The sequence below is a fragment of the Streptomyces sp. Q2 genome, from assembly GCF_056820935.1.
This window is the reverse complement of record NZ_JBXEJE010000038.1, coordinates 46,450-65,865: the sequence shown is the minus strand read 5'-3', so window position 1 is coordinate 65,865 and position 19,416 is coordinate 46,450. Positions and strand designations below refer to the sequence as shown.

At 71.6% G+C, this 19,416-nt stretch carries 18 protein-coding genes; 11 read left to right on the top strand and 7 right to left on the bottom strand.

Translation table 11 applies throughout. The annotated features are described in order from the left end of the window. Window position 1 precedes the first annotated feature (1 nt). Window positions 2-742: a YqjF family protein gene (locus tag ACWBNA_RS35300; RefSeq protein WP_482708591.1), complete on the bottom strand. Its 741-nt coding sequence runs from the start codon at window positions 740-742 to the stop codon at window positions 2-4. 90 nt (window positions 743-832) lie between these two features. Then, on the bottom strand, window positions 833-1,543 hold the full coding sequence (locus ACWBNA_RS35295) for a FadR/GntR family transcriptional regulator (protein WP_482708590.1): 711 nt from the start codon (window positions 1,541-1,543) through the stop codon (window positions 833-835). Between the two features lie 164 nt (window positions 1,544-1,707). On the opposite strand from ACWBNA_RS35295, the gene ACWBNA_RS35290 reads away from it, so the two are divergent. Genes ACWBNA_RS35290 through ACWBNA_RS35255 form a run of 8 tightly spaced genes read left to right on the top strand, consistent with a single transcriptional unit; the run spans window position 1,708 to window position 9,563 of the window. After that, window positions 1,708-2,784, top strand: coding sequence for a sugar ABC transporter substrate-binding protein (locus ACWBNA_RS35290; RefSeq protein WP_482708589.1), 1,077 nt, complete (start codon window positions 1,708-1,710; stop codon window positions 2,782-2,784). Beyond that, the gene (locus ACWBNA_RS35285) at window positions 2,781-4,271 is read left to right on the top strand and encodes a sugar ABC transporter ATP-binding protein (protein ID WP_482708588.1); all 1,491 of its coding nucleotides are present in this window, start codon (window positions 2,781-2,783) and stop codon (window positions 4,269-4,271) included. The genes ACWBNA_RS35290 and ACWBNA_RS35285 overlap by 4 nt, the downstream gene beginning before the upstream one ends. After that, window positions 4,264-5,292, top strand: coding sequence for an ABC transporter permease (locus ACWBNA_RS35280; protein WP_482708587.1), 1,029 nt, complete (start codon window positions 4,264-4,266; stop codon window positions 5,290-5,292). Before ACWBNA_RS35285 ends, ACWBNA_RS35280 begins: the two co-directional genes overlap by 8 nt. 42 nt (window positions 5,293-5,334) lie before the next feature. Continuing rightward, window positions 5,335-6,696, top strand: coding sequence for an L-fuconate dehydratase (locus ACWBNA_RS35275; protein ID WP_482708586.1), 1,362 nt, complete (start codon window positions 5,335-5,337; stop codon window positions 6,694-6,696). Continuing rightward, entirely contained in the window at window positions 6,693-7,448 is a 756-nt protein-coding gene (locus ACWBNA_RS35270; RefSeq protein ID WP_482708585.1) for an SDR family NAD(P)-dependent oxidoreductase, read from the top strand. The genes ACWBNA_RS35275 and ACWBNA_RS35270 overlap by 4 nt, the downstream gene beginning before the upstream one ends. Then, window positions 7,445-8,431, top strand: a complete 987-nt coding sequence (locus tag ACWBNA_RS35265; RefSeq protein ID WP_482708584.1) for an aldo/keto reductase — start codon at window positions 7,445-7,447, stop codon at window positions 8,429-8,431. Before ACWBNA_RS35270 ends, ACWBNA_RS35265 begins: the two co-directional genes overlap by 4 nt. After that, a complete protein-coding gene (locus ACWBNA_RS35260) occupies window positions 8,428-8,742 on the top strand; it encodes an L-rhamnose mutarotase (RefSeq protein WP_482708583.1) in 315 nt (104 codons plus the stop codon). Before ACWBNA_RS35265 ends, ACWBNA_RS35260 begins: the two co-directional genes overlap by 4 nt. Beyond that, entirely contained in the window at window positions 8,739-9,563 is an 825-nt protein-coding gene (locus ACWBNA_RS35255) for an amidohydrolase family protein (protein ID WP_482708582.1), read from the top strand. Before ACWBNA_RS35260 ends, ACWBNA_RS35255 begins: the two co-directional genes overlap by 4 nt. On the opposite strand, the gene ACWBNA_RS35250 is transcribed toward ACWBNA_RS35255, so the two are convergent. Beyond that, entirely contained in the window at window positions 9,551-10,972 is a 1,422-nt protein-coding gene (locus ACWBNA_RS35250; RefSeq protein ID WP_482708581.1) for a lipase maturation factor family protein, read from the bottom strand. The genes ACWBNA_RS35255 and ACWBNA_RS35250 overlap by 13 nt on opposite strands. 148 nt (window positions 10,973-11,120) lie before the next feature. Between ACWBNA_RS35250 and ACWBNA_RS35245 the strand changes: the two genes are divergently transcribed. From ACWBNA_RS35245 to ACWBNA_RS35235, 3 genes are all read left to right on the top strand, one after another. After that, window positions 11,121-12,596: a DUF6777 domain-containing protein gene (locus tag ACWBNA_RS35245; protein WP_482708580.1), complete on the top strand. Its 1,476-nt coding sequence runs from the start codon at window positions 11,121-11,123 to the stop codon at window positions 12,594-12,596. 65 nt (window positions 12,597-12,661) lie between these two features. Continuing rightward, window positions 12,662-14,752: a SpoIIE family protein phosphatase gene (locus tag ACWBNA_RS35240; protein WP_482708579.1), complete on the top strand. Its 2,091-nt coding sequence runs from the start codon at window positions 12,662-12,664 to the stop codon at window positions 14,750-14,752. 36 nt (window positions 14,753-14,788) lie between these two features. Beyond that, the gene (locus ACWBNA_RS35235) at window positions 14,789-15,652 is read left to right on the top strand and encodes an Fpg/Nei family DNA glycosylase (RefSeq protein ID WP_482708578.1); all 864 of its coding nucleotides are present in this window, start codon (window positions 14,789-14,791) and stop codon (window positions 15,650-15,652) included. A 1-nt stretch (window position 15,653) separates the two neighbouring features. Here the strand turns inward: ACWBNA_RS35235 and ACWBNA_RS35230 are convergent, their stop codons facing one another. The 4 genes from ACWBNA_RS35230 to ACWBNA_RS35215 all read right to left on the bottom strand — a co-directional run bounded on the left by ACWBNA_RS35230 (window position 15,654) and on the right by ACWBNA_RS35215 (window position 19,284). Further along, window positions 15,654-17,450 (bottom strand): caspase family protein, encoded by a 1,797-nt coding sequence (locus ACWBNA_RS35230; protein WP_482708577.1) that lies wholly within the window; start codon window positions 17,448-17,450, stop codon window positions 15,654-15,656. After that, complete coding sequence (locus ACWBNA_RS35225) at window positions 17,447-17,839, bottom strand: hypothetical protein (protein ID WP_482708576.1); 393 nt, start codon at window positions 17,837-17,839, stop codon at window positions 17,447-17,449. The genes ACWBNA_RS35230 and ACWBNA_RS35225 overlap by 4 nt, the downstream gene beginning before the upstream one ends. Window positions 17,840-17,962: 123 nt before the next feature. Further along, window positions 17,963-18,619 carry a zf-HC2 domain-containing protein gene (locus tag ACWBNA_RS35220; protein ID WP_482708575.1) on the bottom strand — a complete coding sequence of 219 codons (657 nt, stop codon included), beginning with the start codon at window positions 18,617-18,619 and terminating at the stop codon, window positions 17,963-17,965. Between the two features lie 149 nt (window positions 18,620-18,768). Continuing rightward, window positions 18,769-19,284 (bottom strand): hypothetical protein, encoded by a 516-nt coding sequence (locus ACWBNA_RS35215; protein ID WP_482708574.1) that lies wholly within the window; start codon window positions 19,282-19,284, stop codon window positions 18,769-18,771. Window positions 19,285-19,416 lie beyond the last annotated feature (132 nt).

Here is a 19,416-nt window from a genome sequence, read left to right as displayed (position 1 = left end):
GCTAGTGTTCCCCGATCGGCGAGGGGGTACCGAAGCGCACCTTCACTCCCGGCGAGTAGAGCACGCTGACCGGCGGGCCCGTCATGCGCGGCAGGCCCGCCGCCGTCACCAGGCCGTCGTCGAGGTCGAGCAGCTCGGCCCGGTACAGCGGCCACGGCGCGTGCTCGTTGGGCAGGTGCAGGGTGCGCCCGTGCCACGAGACATGCAGACCCCACCGTGCCGTCAGGAACCGTTCCAGAGGGGTGGGTTCCGCGATCGGCCGGCCGGTGCGCACCGTCGCACGGCTCACCGGCCCGCCGTCCGCGGGGCGTCCCCGCCGGCAGCTGTAGGTGATCACATCGTGCTCGCGGCGCAGACGCATCGACGACCACGTGTACGGCAGCCGGACCCCGAGCCGGCCGATCAGCACGGGGAGCAGCCGGGCCGCGTCCAGGGATCGGAAGACGACTCCGCGCCGGCCCTGGCCGTCGACCGAGTACAGGCGCACGTTCGTCTCGCAGAACGTGCCGAGATACGGCAGCCCGGGCCCCGGTCCCAGGCCCACCCCGCGCATCAGGAACGGGACCAGCCCGACGTAGGTGACCCCGTCCAGGGTGTCCGGGCGGGTGCCGGCCGGCAACAGCCCCGCCACCCGGTCCGGCTCCACCGGCCAGTGCAGGAAGGTCAGGTCATGCCAGCCCTGCACCAGCGTGGGCCGCCGCACGGGCCGTGGCGTGGACAGGGTGACGGGCTCGGTCTGCATACCGCAGCGTCCCACAGCCCGCGATCGACGGACGTCCGGCCTCTGACCGACGGGCGTCCGGCCTCTGACCTGCGGATGCTCGGCCCTTGGTCAGCGGATGCCGTCGACCACCTGGGAGCGCAGCCACTGCTCCACCTCCCCCACGTGCGCGGCGGCGGCCGCCCGCGCCGCCTCCGGGTCGCGGGCGACCAGCGCGCGGTGGATCGCGGCGTGTTCGCGGCGGGTGCGGGCGAAGGCGCCCTCTTCCTGGTAGCCGCGCCAGACACGGGCACGGAAGGTGCGGGAGGACAGGCCGTCCAGGATGGCGGCCATGGTCTCGTTGCCCGCGGCCATGGCGATCTCACGGTGGAAGGCCAGGTCGTGGGCGAGGATCTCCTCGGGATCATCGGTGGCGTTCATGGCCGTGAGGTGTTTCTCGACCTCGGCGAGCTGGTCCGGGGTGATCCGGGCCGCGGCCAGCGCGGTCGCCGTCGACTCCAGGATGCGGCGCACCTCGAGCAGCTCCACCAGGCGCGGGCCGCGCGAGAGGTCGGCGACCACACCGAAGGTCTCCAGGAGGTCGCCGGCCTCCAACTGCGTCACGTAGATGCCCGAACCGTGCCGGGCCTCCAGCACGCCCAGCACCGTGAGCGCCCGGATCGCCTCGCGCATCGAACTGCGGGAGATGCCGAGCTGGACCGCCAGGTCGCGCTCGGTGGGCAGCCGCTGGCCCGGCTCCAGCCGCCCTTCGCCGATCATCGCCTTGATCCGCTCGATGGCGCGCTGCGTCACGGTGCCCTTCTGCGGGGCCGTCTCGTCCACGCCGTTCCTCCACTCACCGGGTGTGGCGCAGTCTAACCATCAGAGTGGTCAGACCACTACGGCCAAAACTCCGGGAAATGTGCCGTCGAAGACTGTTCCTCCGGCAGAGTGGTCTGATAAGTATGCGGTCATCTGCTCGAACACGCTCAACGAGGAGCCACCAGATGCCCGGCAGAACAGTGGGGAAGCGGAACAGGTTTCGGACGTTCGGTGCGGTGGCCGCGGTCACCGGCGCCTCGGTCGTGCTCGCCGCGTGCGGCAGCACCAAGGACACCGCGGGCACGGCCGGCGACGCGGGAGGGGACGGGACCGGCAAGGTCGGCGTGATCCTGCCCCTGCTGACCTCGCCCTTCTGGCAGTCGTACAACGACTACGTGCCGAAGACGGCGAAGTCCGAGGGGGTGGACGCGATGAAGACGGTCAACTCCAACAGCGATCCCTCGCAGCAGATCACCGACATCAACAACGTGCTCAACCAGGGCGTGAAGGGTCTGGTCGTCGCGCCCCTCGACAGTGCCGCCATCGAGGCCGGCCTCGACCAGGCCGAGCGCAAGGGCGTGCCGGTCGTCGCGGTCGACGTGGCACCGGACAAGGGCAAGGTCGCCATGGTCGTACGCGCCAACAACGTGGCGTACGGCGAGAAGGCATGCCAGTACCTGGGCAAGGAGATCTCCTCGGGCAAGGTCGTGCAGATCATGGGCGACCTCGCCTCGGTCAACGGCCGCGAGCGCTCGGAGGCGTTCCGTGCCTGTGTGAAGAAGGACTTCCCGAAGCTGAAGGTGCTGGAGATCCCCGCCAAGTGGGAGTCCGACACGGCAGCCTCGAAGCTGGACACCCTCCTGAACGCCAACCCCGACATCAAGGGCATCTACATGCAGGCCGGCGGCGTCTACCTCGCCCCGACCCTGCAGACCCTCAAGTCGAAGGGCATGCTGAAGAAGGTCGGTCAGGCGGGCCACATCGCCATCGTCTCCAACGACGGCATCCCGCAGGAGTTCGACGCCATCCGCAAGGGAGAGATCGACGCCACCGTCTCCCAGCCCGCCGACCTGTACGCCAAGTACGGCATGTACTACATCAAGGCGGCGATGCAGGGGAAGACGTTCGAGCCGGGGCCAACCGACCACGACTCGACGATCGTCAAGCTGCCCAGCGGCATCCTCGAGGACCAGCTGCCCGCGCCGCTGGTCACCAAGGAGAACGTCGACGACCCCAAGCTGTGGGGCAACACGGTCGGATGAGTACACCACTTGTGGAAGCGCGGGGAGTGGTCAAGCGCTACGGCCCCACCACCGCCCTCGCCGACGGCAGGCTCACCGTCCTGCCCGGCGAGTCGCACGCCCTGGTCGGCCGCAACGGCGCGGGCAAGTCCACCCTCGTCACCCTCCTCACCGGCCTCCAGGCCCCCGACGAGGGCGCGGTCCGCTTCGACGGCGAACCCGCGCCCCCGCTCACGGACCGGGACGCCTGGCGCCGCAAGGTCGCCTGTGTCTACCAACGGCCCACTGTGGTACCCGAGTTGACGGTCGCCGAGAACCTGTTCATCAACCGGCAGCCGCTCACACGGCGATTCATCAGCTGGCGCAGGCTCAAGGCCGAGGCGGCCGAGCTCCTCGCCGCCTGGGACGTCCACGTCGACCCGGAGGCCCGCACCGCGGACCTCAAGGTCGAGGACCGGCAAATGGTGGAGATCGCCCGCGCGTTGAGCTTCGGCGCCCGTTTCATCGTCCTGGACGAGCCGACCGCCCAGCTCGACAACCGGGAGATCGAGCGGCTCTTCAGCCGCATGCGCGCCCTGCAGAAGTCCGGGGTCACCTTCCTGTTCATCTCGCACCACCTCCAGGAGGTGTACGAGGTGTGCCAGACCGTGACCGTGCTCCGCGACGCCCGCTGGATCACCACGGCACCGGTCGCCGACCTCCCGCGCGCGGCTCTGGTCGAGGCCATGGCGGGGGAGTCGATCGCCGAACAGGGAGCGCACGTCAGGGAGGTCGACGACAGCGCGCCCGTCCTCCTCGACGTGCACGGCCTCACCTCACCGGCGTACGAGAACGTCGACCTGACCGTCCGCCGCGGCGAGGTCGTCGGACTCGCCGGATCCAGCGCCAGCGGCAAGATCGAACTCGCCGAGTCGCTCACGGGACTGCACAAACCCAGCGGCGGCACGGCTCGACTGGACGGCCGGCAGCTTCCCTTCGGCGATGTGCAGGCCACACTGAAAGCCGGCGTCGGCTGCGTGCCCCGCGACCGGCACGCCCAGGGGCTCGTCATCGGCATGACCATCGGCGACAACGCCACCATGAGCGTCCTCGACCGGCTCGGCCGCTTCGGCTTCGTCGCCACCGACCGCAAGCGCGGCTTCGCCACCGAGCTGATCGACCGCCTCGACATCCACGCCGAGGGCCCCGACCAGCCCGTCTCCGACCTGTCCGGCGGCAACGCACAGAAGGTCGTCATGGCCCGCGCCCTCGCCTCCGACCCGCGCCTGCTGGTCCTCATCAACCCCACCGCGGGCGTCGACGTGAAGTCCAAGGAGTCCCTGCTCGCCCGCGTGGACAGCGCCCGCGACGACGGCACCGCCGTCCTCGTCGTCTCCGACGAACTCGACGACCTCAGACGCTGTGACCGCGTCCTCGTCCTCTTCCACGGCCGCGTGGTCGCCGAGCACCCGGCGGGCTGGCGCGACCACGAGCTGATCGCCTCCATCGAAGGAGTGGACCATGGCTGACACCAAGGCGGCCCCGCCGCTCGCGCCGCTCCAGACCCCAGCCGCCCGGTCGGCCAGGACCGTCCTGCTGCGCCGGGCCCGCGAACTCGCCCTCGTTCCCGCCCTGTTGCTGCTCATGGTGCTCGGTGCGGTGGTCAACGACTCGTTCCTCACCGAACGCAACCTGATCTCGATCCTCGGTGCCTCGGCCGCGCTCGCGATGGTCGTGCTGGCCGAGTCGCTGGTTCTGATCACCGGCAAGTTCGACCTGTCCCTGGAATCCGTCGTCGGTATCGCGCCCGCCGTGGGCGCGCTCCTCGTCCTGCCGGTCGCCCAGTCCGGCTGGGGCACGGAGTTCCCGGCCGTGCTCGCCATGCTGGCGGTCCTGGTGGTCGGCGGGGCGATCGGAGCCTTCAACGGCATCCTCGTCGTCAAGTTCAAGCTGAACGCGTTCATCGTGACGCTCGCCATGCTGATCGTCCTGCGCGGTCTGCTCGTCGGCGCCACCAAGGGCAAGACGCTGTTCGGCATGCCCGACAGCTTCTACTCCCTCGCCACCACCACCTTCCTGACCGTCCCCCTGTCGGTGTGGGTCGCCGCGATCGCCTTCGCCCTCGCCGGGTTCATCCTCAAGTACCACCGCATCGGGCGCGCCCTGTACGCCATCGGCGGCAACGCCGACGCGGCGCGCGCGGCCGGCATCCGCGTCGAACGCGTCATGCTCGGCGTGTTCGTCGTCGCGGGCGTCCTCGCCTCCGTCGGCGGCATCATGCAGACCGGCTACGTGGGCGCGATCAGCGCCAACCAGGGCCAGAACATGATCTTCACGGTGTTCGCGGCCGCGGTGATCGGCGGCATCAGCCTCGACGGCGGCAAGGGCACCATGTTCGGCGCCCTGACCGGCGTACTCCTGCTCGGTGTCGTGCAGAACCTGCTCACCCTCGCCCAGGTGCCGTCCTTCTGGATCCAGGCCATCTACGGCGGCATCATCCTGGTCGCCCTCATGATCGCCCGCGTGACGACGGGCCGCGCCCAGGACTAGGACCTGTCCGCCCTGCCCCCGTCACCGACCGAAAGGCCCTCAGTGTCCGCGACGCCCGTCCGCATCACCGCGGTCGACACCTACGACATCCGTTTCCCCACCTCGCGTGAGCTCGACGGCTCCGACGCGATGAACCCGGACCCCGACTACTCGGCCGCGTACGTCGTGCTGCGCACGGACAGCGACGACACGGACGGGCCGGAGGGGCACGGGTTCACCTTCACCATCGGGCGGGGCAACGAGGTCCAGGTCGCCGCGATCCACGCGCTGCGCCACCATGTGGTCGGGCGGTCCGTCGACGAGGTGTGCGCGGACCCCGGTTCCCTGTTCCGGGACCTGATCGGCGACAGCCAGCTGCGCTGGCTCGGGCCCGAGAAGGGGGTGATGCACATGGCGATCGGCGCGGTCACCAACGCCGTGTGGGACCTGGCGGCCAAGCGCGCCGGCAAGCCGCTGTGGCGGCTGCTCGCCGAGGCCGACCCCGAGTGGCTGGTCGGCCAGATCGACTTCCGCTACCTCACCGACGCGCTCACCCCCGAGGAGGCGCTGAAGCTGCTGCGCAAGGGCCGGGAGGGCGCCGCCGAGCGCACCACCCACCTGCTCGCCCGAGGCTTCCCCGCCTACACCACCTCCCCGGGGTGGCTCGGCTACGACGACGAGAAGCTCACCCGGCTCGCCGCCGAGGCCGTCGCCGCCGGCTTCCGGCAGATCAAGCTGAAGGTCGGCGCCGACCTCGCCGACGACGTACGGCGCTGCCGGGTCGCCCGCCGGGTCGTCGGCCCGGACATCCGCGTGGCCATCGACGCCAACCAGCGCTGGGACGTCGACGACGCGATCCGCTGGACGAAGGCGCTCGCCGAGTTCGACCCGTACTGGATCGAGGAGCCCACCAGCCCCGACGACATCCTCGGCCACGCGGCGATCCGCAAGGCGGTGGCCCCGGTGAAGGTCGCCACCGGCGAGCACGTGCAGAACCGGGTCGTCTTCAAGCAGCTCCTCCAGGCCGGCGCCCTCGACGTCGTGCAGATCGACGCGGCCCGGGTCGCCGGCGTCAACGAGAACCTGGCCGTCCTGCTCCTCGCGGCCAAGTTCGGTGTGCCGGTCTGCCCCCACGCGGGCGGTGTCGGCCTGTGCGAACTCGTCCAGCACCTGTCGATGTTCGACTACGTGGCCCTCTCCGGCACCACGGAGGACCGGGTCATCGAGTACGTCGACCATCTGCACGACCACTTCCTCGACCCGGTGGTGATCCGCGAGGGGCACTACACGGCACCCACCACGCCGGGTTTCTCGGCCGCCATGCGACCGGAGTCCATCGCGCGGTACACCTTCCCCGACGGCGCCTTCTGGGCCGCCGACCTCAAGACGCACAACGACGAGAACAAGAAGGGACAGGCGGTATGAGCGACTTCGAGGGCCTCAAGGCCCTGGTGACCGGCGGCGCCTCCGGCATCGGCAGGGCGACGGCGGAACTCCTGGCGGCGCGCGGCGCCCGGGTCGCCGTACTCGACCTGGACCCGTCGTCGGTGGAGAAGCCGCTGCTCGCCTACCGGGCCGACGTCGCCGACGACTCCTCCGTACGCACGGCCGTCGCGGCCGCGGTGGCCGACCTCGGCGGACTCGACGTCCTGGTCAACAACGCGGGCATCGGCGCGCAGGGCACCGTCGAGGACAACGACGACGAGGAGTGGCACCGCGTCCTGGACGTCAACGTCGTCGGCATGGTCCGCGTCGCCCGCGCCGCCCTGCCGCACCTGCGGGAGTCCGCGCACGCGGCGATCGTCAACACGTCGTCCATCGCTGCCACCGCGGGCCTGCCGCAGCGGGTGCTGTACAGCGCGACCAAGGGCGCCGTGCACTCCCTCACCCTCGCCATGGCCGCCGACCACGTCCGCGAGGGCATCCGTGTGAACTGCGTCAACCCCGGCACCGCGGACACTCCGTGGATCGGCCGCCTGCTGTCCAAGGCCGCCGACCCGGCCGCCGAACGCGCCGCTCTGGAGGCCCGCCAGCCCACCGGCCGCCTGGTTACGGCCGACGAGGTCGCGGGCGCCGTCGCCTACCTCGCGAGCCCCCTGTCCGGAGCGACCACGGGCACCTCACTCGCCGTCGACGGCGGCATGCAGGGGCTGCGACCGCGGCCGGCGGGCCGGTGAGACAGCTGGGCCGGAGCGGCGTTCAGGTCAGCGAGTTCGCCTTCGGTGCCGCCGCGATCGGCAACCTCTTCACCGAGGTCGGCGAGGAGCAGGCCCACGAGGCCGTGTCCGCCGCCTGGCAGCGGGGCGTCCGCTACTTCGACACCGCCCCGCACTACGGCATCGGCCTGTCCGAACGCCGCCTCGGCGCGGCCCTGCGCGAGCACCCCCGCGCGCAGTTCACGGTGTCGACGAAGGTGGGCCGCCGTCTGGAACCCACCGAGACGGGCGGCGACGATCTGGCGAACGGCTTCGCGGTCCCCGCCACCCACCGCCGCGTGTGGGACTTCAGTGCCGACGGCGTACGACGCACCCTGGAGGCCAGCCTGCGGCGGCTCGGCCTCGACCGCGTCGACGTCGTCTACCTCCACGACCCCGACGACCACGCCGAGCAGGCCTTCCGGGAGGGCTACCCGGCCCTGGAGAAGCTCCGCTCGGAGGGCCTGGTCGGCGCGATCGGCGCCGGCATGAACCAGTCCGCGATGCTCACCCGCTTCGTCCGTGACACCGACGTCGACGTGGTGCTGTGCGCCGGCCGCTACACCCTGCTCGACCAGGACGCGCTCACCGGACTCCTCCCGGCGGCCGTCGAACGCGGTACCTCCGTCGTCATCGGCGGCGCCTTCAACTCCGGCCTGCTGGCCGACCCGCGGCCGGGGGCGACGTACGACTACGCCCGGGCGCCGGCCGACGTGCTGGACCGTGCCCTGCGGCTGAAGTCCCTCGCCGACCGCCACGGCACCACCCTGCGGGCCGCCGCGCTGGCGTTCTGCGCGGCCCATCCGGCGGTCGCGAGCGTCCTCGTCGGCGTCCGTTCCGCGGCCGAGGCGCACGACTGCGCCGACCAGTTCGCGGCATCCGTTCCCGGCGCCTTCTGGCAGGAGGCGCGCGCCGCCGGCCTCCTGCCCGTCGACGCCCCCGTCCCCACCGAGGAGCCGTCATGAGAGTGGCCCTGCACACCAAGGTCCGCGCCGACCGGATCGACGCGTACGAGGCCGCCCACCGTGAGGTCCCGGCCGAGCTCACCGACGCCATCCACGCCGCCGGTGCCACCTCCTGGACGATCTGGCGCAGCGGCACCGACCTCTTCCACGTCCTGGAGTGCGAGGACTACGCCCGCCTCCTCGCCGAACTGGAGAAGCTGCCGGTCAACGTCGCCTGGCAGGCCCGCATGGCCGAGTTGCTGGACGTGGTGCACGACTACTCCGGGGAGGGCACGGACGCCGGCCTGCCCGTCGTGTGGGAGCTGCCGTGACCGTGGACGCGCACCACCACGTGTGGGACCTGTCCGTCCGGGACCAGGACTGGATCGACGAACACAGCCCGCTCAGACGGGACTTCACACTCGCGGACCTCGTACCGGAAGCCCGCGCGGCCGGTGTCGAGCGCACCGTGCTCGTCCAGACGGTCACGGTCGCCGAGGAGACCCCGGAGTTCCTCGCCCTCGCGGCCGGTCACGAGCTGATCGCGGGCGTGGTCGGCTGGACCGACCTCACCCGCCCCGGCGTCGCCGACGAGCTGGCCCGGCTGCGGGAACTCCCCGGCGGGCAGTACCTCAAGGGTGTTCGGCACCAGGTCCAGGGCGAGCCCGACCCGCAGTGGCTGCTGCGTGCGGACGTCCGGCGCTCACTCGCCGCCGTCGCCGACGCCGGACTCGTCTACGACCTGGTCGTTCTGCCCCATCAGCTGCCGGCCTGCGCCAAGGCGGCGGCATCCCTGCCCGAACTCACCTTCGTCCTGGACCACTTGGGCAAGCCCCCCATCGCCTCCGGCGCCCTGGAACCCTGGGCGTCCGACGTCCGCGCCCTCGCCGCCCTGCCCAACACGGTCTGCAAGCTGTCCGGCCTGGTCACCGAGGCGGCCCCCGGCTCCTGGACCGTCGACGACCTGCGCCCTTACGCCGACACGGTTCGGGACGCCTTCGGACCGGACCGGCTGATGTTCGGCTCGGACTGGCCGGTGTGCACGACTGAGGCGACGTACGGCGAAGTGCTCGATCTGGCACGGCAGTTGGTCGGCGCCGAGGAGCGAACGCGGGTCTTCGAAACCACCGCCATCCGCGTCTACGACCTCTGAGCCACCTCCGCCAGCCGCGTCGGCGGCAGGTACTCCCGCACGTAGGTCCGCTCCCAGCACGCGCCCGTCTCCCGCAGCTCACGCCATGTCGTGTACCGGTAGCGGAAGAGGCGGGCGCGGACGTAGCGGGGCGGGGCGTCGGGCGGGAAGGGGGAGCGGCGCAGCAGCTTCAGCGTGGCCCGGTCGTTCTCCAGGAGCCGCTCCACCAGGGCGCCGAACCAGGATCCGGCGTACGCGGGCGACAGGGCGGCGAACCACATCATCCAGTCCAGGCGCAGATGGTAGGGCGCGAACTGGCGCGGCCAGTGCCGGGGATCGCCGGGCTTGCCCTTGAACTCGTACTCCCGCCAGTCGGAGTCCTCGCGCGGCACGTCGTCGGCCGTGCCCTCCACGACCACCTCGTAGCGGACCCGGCTGACGCTGCCGAAGGCGCCGTAGGTGTTGACCAGGTGCAGCGGGTCGAAGGAGCGGTTCATGACCTGGCGGCGGGAGAGCATGTTGCGGACCGGGTGGTAGCTGAGTCCGACCAGCAGCGCGGCGACCGCGAGGACCAGCACCTCGTACCAGAGCGGGGTGCCGGGCACCGACGGCGGATCGGCCGGGAGCTCCACCGCCGGCACGGCGAGCACGATGGTGATCCAGTTCAGCCAGGAGAAGTTGCCCGAGAGCACCAGCCACAACTGGGTGAGGATCATCAGCGAGGCCGCCGCCGTGGCGACCGGCTGCGGGGTGAACAGAAGGAAGGGCACCACGAGTTGGGTGACGTGGTTGGCGGCCACCTCCACCCGGTGCAGGGGCCTGGGCAGATGGTGGAAGTACCAGCTCAGCGGGCCCGGCATGGGCTGTGTCTCGTGATGGTGGTCCAGGCATGTCAGCTTCCGCCAGCACTCGTCGCCGCGCATCTTGATCAGACCCGCCCCGAACTCGACGCGGAACAGGATCCAGCGCAGCAGGAACAGCACCAGGACCGGCGGGGCCACCTCGTCGTTGCCGAGGAAGACGGCGAGGAAGCCGACCTCCAGCAGCAGGGACTCCCAGCCGAAGCCGTACCAGGTCTGCCCGACGTTCACGATCGACAGGTACAGCACCCACGGCACCAGCCACAGCGCCATCCCGCCCCACAGGGGCAGGAGCGAGTCCAGTCCCGCGACGAGCGCCGCCGACACCGCGCAGCCCGTCCAGGCGCAGCCCGCGAAGAACCGGTCCGAGTAGTGGAGTTGGAACAGGCTCGGGGCGCGCTTGAAGGGCATCCGCTCGACGAAGCGGGGCACCGGCAGCATGCCGCGCTCGCCCATCAGCGCCCGGAACTGCAGGGCCGCCGTCAGGAACGCCACGAGGTACAGGACGGCCAGAGCCCGCTGGAAGACCAGCCGGCTCATCCAGTACTCGGATGCGGTGAACCATTCCACGGCCGTGTGCTCCTCCTCTCCATGCTCCCGCTCTCCGCGCTCTCACCAAACCCGGGTGACTCTCCGTGTACCTCGGCTCCGCTTGCGTAACCCAAGTGAGTGAAGCAGACAATAGTGACGAACTGCCCGGGATGGACGGGAGAGTGTGGTGCGCATACCCACCGGAACGCTCGTCACGGCCTGCGCGCTCTCGGCGGCGCTCCTCGTCGCCGGGTGCGGCGGCGGTGCGGACAAGGACGCGAGGGCGGGCGGAGAGCTCTTCCTGCAGCCGGCCGCGGCCCAGGGACCCGACCCCTTCACGGACTCCACGGCGACCGCGTCGGCCACGCCGTCCCCGGTCACCCGAACGCCGCAACCGGACCGGTCGGGTTCGACCGCGGCACGGTCCGTGTCCGGCGGGACGCCCGGGCTCTACAGCGGCACCGCACGGGTCGGCAGCTGCGATGTCGAACGGCAGATCGACCACCTGGCCCGCGACCTGCCCAGGGCCCGCGCCTTCGCCCGGGCCCAGGGCATCGCCCCGGCCTCGATCCCGGAGCACCTGCGCGCACTGGCGCCGGTCGCCCTGCGCGCCGACACGGGGGTCACCAACCACGGCTACCGCGACGGGCGGGCGACGAGCTACCAGTCCGTCCTGCAGGCCGGCACCGCCGTCCTCGTCGACAACCGGGGCGTGCCCCGCGTGCGCTGCGCCTGCGGCAACCCCCTCGGGCCGCCCGTGGCGATGCCGGGCGGTCCCGGCGCCAGCGGCCGCCCCTGGGCCGGATACCGGCCCGCCCAGGTGATCGTGGTGGCCCCGACCACTCGGGTCATCAGCAACGTCACGATCATCGACGTCGTCGACAACACCTGGATCGAGCGGCGTATCGGCCACGACGTCCGCCACGACCGTGTCGTGCCCGCGCCGGACCCGGTGCCGCCGTCCCCGCTCCCCTCCCCGGGCGAGAGCGCGCCCAGCGCCTTGCCGGACGGGAGCGCGTCCTCGAGCGCGGAGGGCTCCTCCCCGGAGACGACCGACTGCGCGACCCCCACCGTGACCGCGACCCCGGGCACCTCCGACGGCGTACCGGTCGACGAACCCACGGACCCGCGCACGGGCCTGCCCACCGGCACGCCCACGGGCCTGCCCACCGGCACGCCCACGGGCCTGCCCACCGGCACGCCCACGGACCTGCCCGTGGACACGCCCACGGACCTGCCCGTGGGCACCCCCGCGGACCTGCCCGTGGACACGCCCACGGACCTGCCCGTGGGCACCCCCACGGGCGCGCCCGCGGACGTGCCGGTGGGGCAACCCACGGAAGCGCCCGCGCGCACGACTACGAACTGCCCCACGGCCACCGCCCCGGCCGTGCCCCGCACGAGCGAGCCGGCGAGCCCGCTGGTCCCGTCGGACGGCGCGAGCGTGCCCGGCTCCGGGGCGACGATCCCGCAGGAGCCGACCGTCGAGGGCCCACCCCTCGACGCCCCCGACTCCCTCGACTCCCTCGACTCCGCGGAGGAGACCGGCCCCCAGAGCGTGCCGGACACCCCCGACCCGCCCGACGGAGGCGGACTGATCCCCGACGACCCGGCCGGCACGGACAGCGTCTTCGGCAGTCCCACCGACGTCTTCGACAGTTGACCGAGCGCGCTGACCGGCCCGTCTCCCCGGTCGAAGAATCGGACAAACCCTGGCAAGGTGGCCACATGGTTGATCGGGGAGCGAGCGCCCTGTCACTCCCGGACGACTGGCCCGCCCACCCGGATCCGATCCTGGCGCTCAACCGCATGGGCAGTTTCGACTGGGACCTGGACACCGGTCTGTTCCACATGGACGCCCAGGCCCACGAGGTCTTCGACGTGCGCCCGGACGAGTTCGACGGGAACCCGGCGACCCTCGCCGTCCGGTTCCTGCAGGCCGAGGCCCACCGCCTGGACGCGCTGGTCGCCCGGGCCATGAAGGACGGCAGCGAGAACTACGGCACCTACTTCCGCCTCCGGTGCCGCGACGGCAGCCTGCGCTGGGCCCACACCCAGGGCTACATCCGGCGCGACGAGACGGGCCGGCCACGCCGGATCATCGGCATCGTCCGCGACGCCACCCAGGAACTCGACGACCTCGCGTCCCGGCGGGAGCAGGCAGCCCAGGACGAGGCGAGGCGTCGGCAGACCAACGTCGTTCAGCTCACCACGGCCGCCCTCGCCCATGCCCGCACCGTCCAGGACGTCATCGATGTCCTCAAGGACACCCAGGGCATCACCCACCTCGGCGCCACCAGTCTGGTCTTCGGCCTGGTCGAGGCCGGCCGCATCCGGCTGGTCGCCGAGGGCCCGGAGGGCAGCTTCGTCCCCGGCACCGACGTCACCCGGATCGACGAGCCCTACCCGATGAGCGAGGCCGTGCGGACCCTCAGCCCCCGCTTCATCGAGTCGCCCGAGGAGTTCGCGGACCGGTACCCGGTGCTGTGGCCGCACATCACCGACCTGAACATCACCTCGGCCGCCTATCTCCCGCTCATCGCCGAGGCCCGCCCGATCGGCGCCATGGGCCTGCTCTACAGCGACCGGCGCGGCTTCTCGCCGGAGGACCGCAACGTCCTGGTCGCGCTCGGCAGCAGCATCGCCCAGAGCCTCATGCGGGCCATGCTCTACGAGCAGGACAAGGACCTGGCCACCGGTCTTCAGCAGGCCATGCTGCCGCGCACCATCCCCAGCGTCCCCGGCGCCGACATCGCCGTCCGCTACCGCGCCGGCAGCGCCGCGGGTTCCCTCGGCCGGGACATCGGCGGTGACTGGTACGACGTGATTTCGCTGCCGGGCGGACGGGTCGGCGCCGTCATCGGTGACGTCCAGGGCCACGACACGCACGCCGCCGCCGTCATGGGCCAGTTGCGCATCGTCCTGCGGGCGTACGCCGCCGAGGGCCACCCTCCGGCCACGGTGATGGCCCGCGCCTCCGTCTTCCTCCACGAACTCGACACCGACCGCTTCGCGACCTGTCTGTACGCGGAGGCCGACCTGACCACCGGCGTGGTCCAGGTGGTCCGGGCCGGCCACATCGACCCCCTCGTCCGCCGGCCCGACGGCAGCTGCCGGCGCGTCTTCGTGGAGGGCGGCCTGCCGCTTGGTCTGTCCGCCGAGTTCGGCAGCCTCGAATACCCCGTCGCCACCCTCGAACTGGACCCCGGCGACACCCTGCTGCTGTGCACCGACGGCCTGGTCGAACAGCCCGGCGCCGACCTCGACGACGGCATGCGGACCCTGACGGCCCTCATCGCCACCGGCCCGGACGACGTCCGCGACCTCGCCGACCGCCTCATCGACGTGGCCGAGGAGCGCGGCGGCGACGACGACGTCGCCCTGCTCCTGCTGCGCCGCCGCGGCCTGGACACCCCGCGGTCCCAGGGCCGTCTCCAGCAACACGTGGCGCCGGGCGACCCCGAGGCCCTCACGGAGGCCCGGCACATGATCCGTGTCGCGGTCGGCGCCTGGGAGGCCCGTGACCTCTCCGACGAGATCGAACTGGCCGCCGACGAACTGATCACCAACGCCCTGATGCACACCGAGGGCTCCGCCATCGTGACCCTGCGGGTCCTCACCGGCGGCCGCGACCGCCGGCTGCGCGTCGAGGTCGAGGACTCCTCCAGCGCCCTCCCACGCCGCCGTGAGGCCGGGGAGTCGGGCGTGTCGGGCCGGGGCCTTCTCCTCGTAGACCTGCTCACCGACGCGTGGGGCGTGGAGGCGCGGGGCAGCGGCAAGTGCGTGTGGTGCGAGTTCGTGGTGCCCGACCGCGGCTGACCTGAGCGCGACGGCCGGCGGTGGCACTCTGGACGTATGCCGGAACTGCCCGAGGTCGAAGCGCTCAAGGACTTCCTGACCGACAACCTCGTCGGCCACGAGATCGTCCGGGTGCTGCCCGTCGCGATCAGCGTCCTGAAGACGTACGACCCTCCGCTCACCGCCCTCGAGGGACGCGAGGTCACCGCCGTGCACCGGCACGGCAAGTTCCTCGACCTGGAGACGGACGGCGGCCCGCACTTGGTGACCCACCTGGCCCGCGCCGGCTGGCTCCACTGGAAGGACAGGCTCCCCGACGGCCCGCCCCGGCCCGGCAAGGGCCCCCTCGCGCTGCGGGTGGCCCTGGAGACCGGGGCTGGCTTCGACCTGACGGAGGCGGGAACGCAAAAACGCCTCGCGGTGTACGTCGTCCAGGACCCGCAGCAGGTACCGGGCGTGGCCCGGCTGGGCCCGGACCCGCTCGCCGACGACTTCGACGAGGCACGCCTCGCCGCCCTGCTCAAGGGCGAACGCCGGCAGATCAAGGGCGCCCTGCGCGACCAGAGCCTCATCGCGGGCGTGGGCAACGCCTACAGCGACGAGATCCTGCACGCGGCGAAGATGTCCCCGTTCAAGCCCACGTCGTCCCTCACGCCCGAGGAGACCGGACGTCTGTACGAGGCCCTGCGCACCACCCTCACGGAGGCGGTCGAGCGTTCCCGAGGGGTGGCGGCCGGTCGGCTCAAGGCCGAGAAGAAGAGCGGTCTGCGCGTCCACGGCCGCACCGGCGAGCCCTGCCCGGTGTGCGGCGACACCGTCCGCGAGGTCTCCTTCAGCGACCGCTCGCTCCAGTACTGCCCGACCTGCCAGACGGGCGGGAAGCCGCTGGCGGACCGGAGGTTGTCGAGGCTGCTGAAGTGAGTCACCAGTGCTTGCTGCCCACTTGGTAGGTGATCAGGGCGAGCGCGGCCAGGATCAGGGCCGGAATGGCCAGACCCTTCGCCAGGGAGGTGAGGGTACTTGCCCAGCTCGACGCCGAGGTCGTGTAGCGGTCGTGCCGCGCACGAAGGTCGTGCCGGGCGAACGCACCCAGGACGAGCGCGGCTGCGGCGGTGATCAGGCAGATGGTGAGCGACGTGTCCACACCGAACTCGCGGACGTGGTCCTTGACGGGGGGTCCCTCGTCGATCCTCTTGGTCACGGCTTGCGCCGCTCCCACGGCGGCGAGAACGACCGTGATCACCGCGGTGACGGCAAGGGCGAGGGCGGCGCCGGCGAGGGCGGGGGCCCAGTGGGACTTGGGGGACCCGGGGGAGGTCCGGCTTCCGACGGGTTCCCGGGGAATCTCGCGCGGCTGCCCGGGAGGGCGGCCTGCCTGCCCGGTGTCGATGATCACCGTGTCCCGGTCGGCTCGCGGTGGATCGTCCGGAGGTTTGGGGACGCCCTGCCCGGGTCCGGGTGCGGGGGCCACCACCGCCTCCACGTGGACGACCGCGTCGTCGGCAACTCCCTTGAGCACGATGTCACCGGACAGTTGGCCCTCCGCGGAGGTGTCCAGCCGGACGGTCAGGCCGTTCACCACCGGCTCGACCCTCAGCCACGACTGGGTGGACTGGGCCACGCAGTGCCGGGCGAGGGGCGGGCCGCCCAGGGTCAGCGACTGCTGCCGAGGGGCCGAGCCCTGCAGTACCCGGCCGAAGTCCAGATGGTCCGGGGAGGGCGTCAGGCGGACCTCGCGCAGAGCGCCGCGCGCCAGGTCGGCGATCTGCTGGATGTCGTCGCGGGCGATCTCCTCCAGGTCCTGACGTGCCCCTTCGGCGATGGGGAGGGACTCGTTCTGCAGCCGGGACCTCAGTTCCAGGACGGCGCCCTGCCGGGTGAAGGCGTTGTCGCTGTGGATGGCGGCCATCAGGGACGGCGGTGAGGAGACCTTGACGATCTTGATGCGCCCGCGCCGGCTGTGGGCCAGGGTCAGTTCCCCCTCCATCTCCACGTCCTTGCTCGGCGTCTGGTGCGGGTTGACCTCGCGGACGCGGTCGTAGACGTAGTCGTACAGCTCGTCGAGGGTGACGTCGCCGTCCCCGTCGCGATCCGCCTCGCCGCTCTCCAGTCCCTGCACCACCGCGTGGGTGAACACCGACGGCCGCGGCGCGGAGTTCTCGGCCAGGTCCGGGCCCTCGAAGGCGTACTCCATGGAGTTGGACGCCGTGATGACGGCCCTGCCCCGCCCGCCGGGGGGCTTCTCGCCCCGGAAGGATTCGAGGACGTTCACGTCGCCGGTGGCGCGTACGGAGCCCGACCCGCGGGAGAAGGCGCCGCCGTAGCAGCAGTCGAGGAAGAGGACGGTGCTGCCCGCCCGGGTGCGGGACATGCACCGGCGCACGAAAAGCGCGGGGACGGCCGTGGCGTCCAGCAGCCGGGGGTCGGTGTCCTTGGCGGCGAAGTAGAGTTCGCCGGACTCGCTCTTGAGGCCGTGGCAGGAGAAGTGCAGGAGCAGCGTGTCGTCGCGCCGGCGGTCGTTGAAGAAGGCCTGGATGTGCCGGTTGGTGACGTGGGCGGGTTCGTTGCGGATGACCTCGACCTCGAAGTCGCCGACCTCGGGATCGTGCAGGACCTCGGCGAGGGCCGTGGCGTCCTGTGCGGGCGCCCGGAGACTCTTGAGTCCTTGGTCGTCGTAACGATCGTTGGCGATGATCAGCGCGTGCCGGGCTTCCGTCATGGCGGGGCTCCTGCCGTCGCGTGGCGCCGCACGAAGACCTCGAAGGCCTCGGCGACCTGCTCGTCGGTCGCCTTGGAGACCTCCAGGACGTCGTCGTCCAACTGCAGGCGCAGCGACGGGCGCGCGTCGTGGCACCGGCCAAGCCAGCCCCGGACCACGGTCACCACCTGGCTCAGGGCGGTGGCCGAGCCGCCCAGGGCGACCAGCAGGGAGCCGATCTGGGAGACGTCCACGGCACGTGCTCCGGGCGGAATCGCCTCCCCGGGAACGGCCGTCACGTCGTCCACGTCGAGCTGAAGCAGTTCTTCGCGCAGGTAGCCGGTCAGCTCCGCCACGCGTTCGGCTTCCGCTCCCTCCTCGGAGAGGAGGATCATCAATTGGTCGCCCACCGGTTCAGCCCCTTCGCTCGTGCTCCCAGGGGGCGCGGAGCGGGCCTGCCATCGGCTCCACGTCGGTACGTCCAGTTTCCGTCCGTGACCGTGGACCGGCAAATCAGGCGACGTGCGTGCCCGTCAGCCGGGTTGGAGCGTCACCAGGTGGTCGCCCCCCGTCGTCCGCACCTCGAAGCGGGCGATCTGGTCGGGGTGCATCGACGCGCCGCCGCGCATGGTGTTGGGGCGGGCGTCGTGGTCGGGGACGGTCCAGTTGGTGATCGTCTGTTCGGAGCCGTCGTGGCCGACGGCGACGAGGAGACAGGCACGGGGACCGGCGCCGTCCTTGACCTTGAGCTGCACCTGGCTGCCCCAGACCTCGTCCTCGGTCGTCACCTCGGCCCACACGCCCGAGCGTTCGTCGGTCGCGGTGACCCGCGCGGCCGCCGCCCCGCTGCTGTCGCTCGCCAACAGCACGATGCCGGGCCCGGCCACCGCGAGGACGACCGACGCGGCCAGGGCGAACCACAGCCGCCTGCGGCGGCCCCGCTGCCGTACCGCCACCTCGCCGAGGAGCCGCTCCAGCATCCGGGGGCCGGGCTGCGCCGTGGGGTGCACGACGCGTGGGGTCGCGCGCCGGTACAGCATCAACTGCCGGGTCGCGGGCCCGAATTCGGTCACGTGTGCCGCACAGCGGGGGCACTCCATGAGGTGGTCCTCGAAGCGGAAGGCGTCCGCCTCGTCCAGCACGCCGAGCGCGTACGCGCCGACGTCGCGATGCCTCTCCAGGGACCTCATGACGAATCCTCGTGCCGTTGAGTGGGTGGGGGGTTACTCCTTGCTCCCACCGGTACGCACCGGACCGCCGAATCACTCAAGGCACACACAGAATCGCAACCAACGATTCGGAGCGGCCGGACCCGCGGATTGGTCCGAGTCGAACGAATCTAAAAAAGGTGGATGGCGAGGTGTCCCAGAGGCAACCCGAGCTGCCATGCAGGCGTCCATACCTTGGGCCCTTCGTCCTCGCCGATCACCGGGCCGCCGCCCGGCACGGCGTTCAGATCGGGCGCGAGCAGCTCGGTCTCCTCCAGCCAGCGCCAGGCCGCCCGGGCCAGGTCCAGGTCGGGGGAGGGGCCGTCGGTGGCGGCCTCGGCGGCGGTGAGCGCGGTCATCCGCTCGCTCACCCAGTCCTGCCACGGCTGGTCGTATGCCGTCAGCGACAGCCAGTTCTCCAACTGGGAGACGACCTGGATGCCGGACAGTTCACCGTCGGTGTCGGACAGGAAGATGGTCAGCGCCAGGGCGTCCCGCCCGGCGCGGAACTCGAACGACGTCGGTGGCATCAACTCCCCGGACCGCAGCAGTTCGTCGGCGATGTACTCGGCGTAGAACCACGCCATGGGGACGGTCAGTTCGCCGCCGCCGGCGCCGTCCGTGCTCTCTTGACCTCTGTGCAGCATTCCTTCCTGCCTTCCTCCGGTGCGTGCGCGTCGCCCGTCGCCGGGCCCCAGTGCGGAACACGGATGAGGACAGCCGATTACTCAACCGGGGTCAGAGGCAAGGCGCTTTACGGAGGCTTGACTCGGCCATGG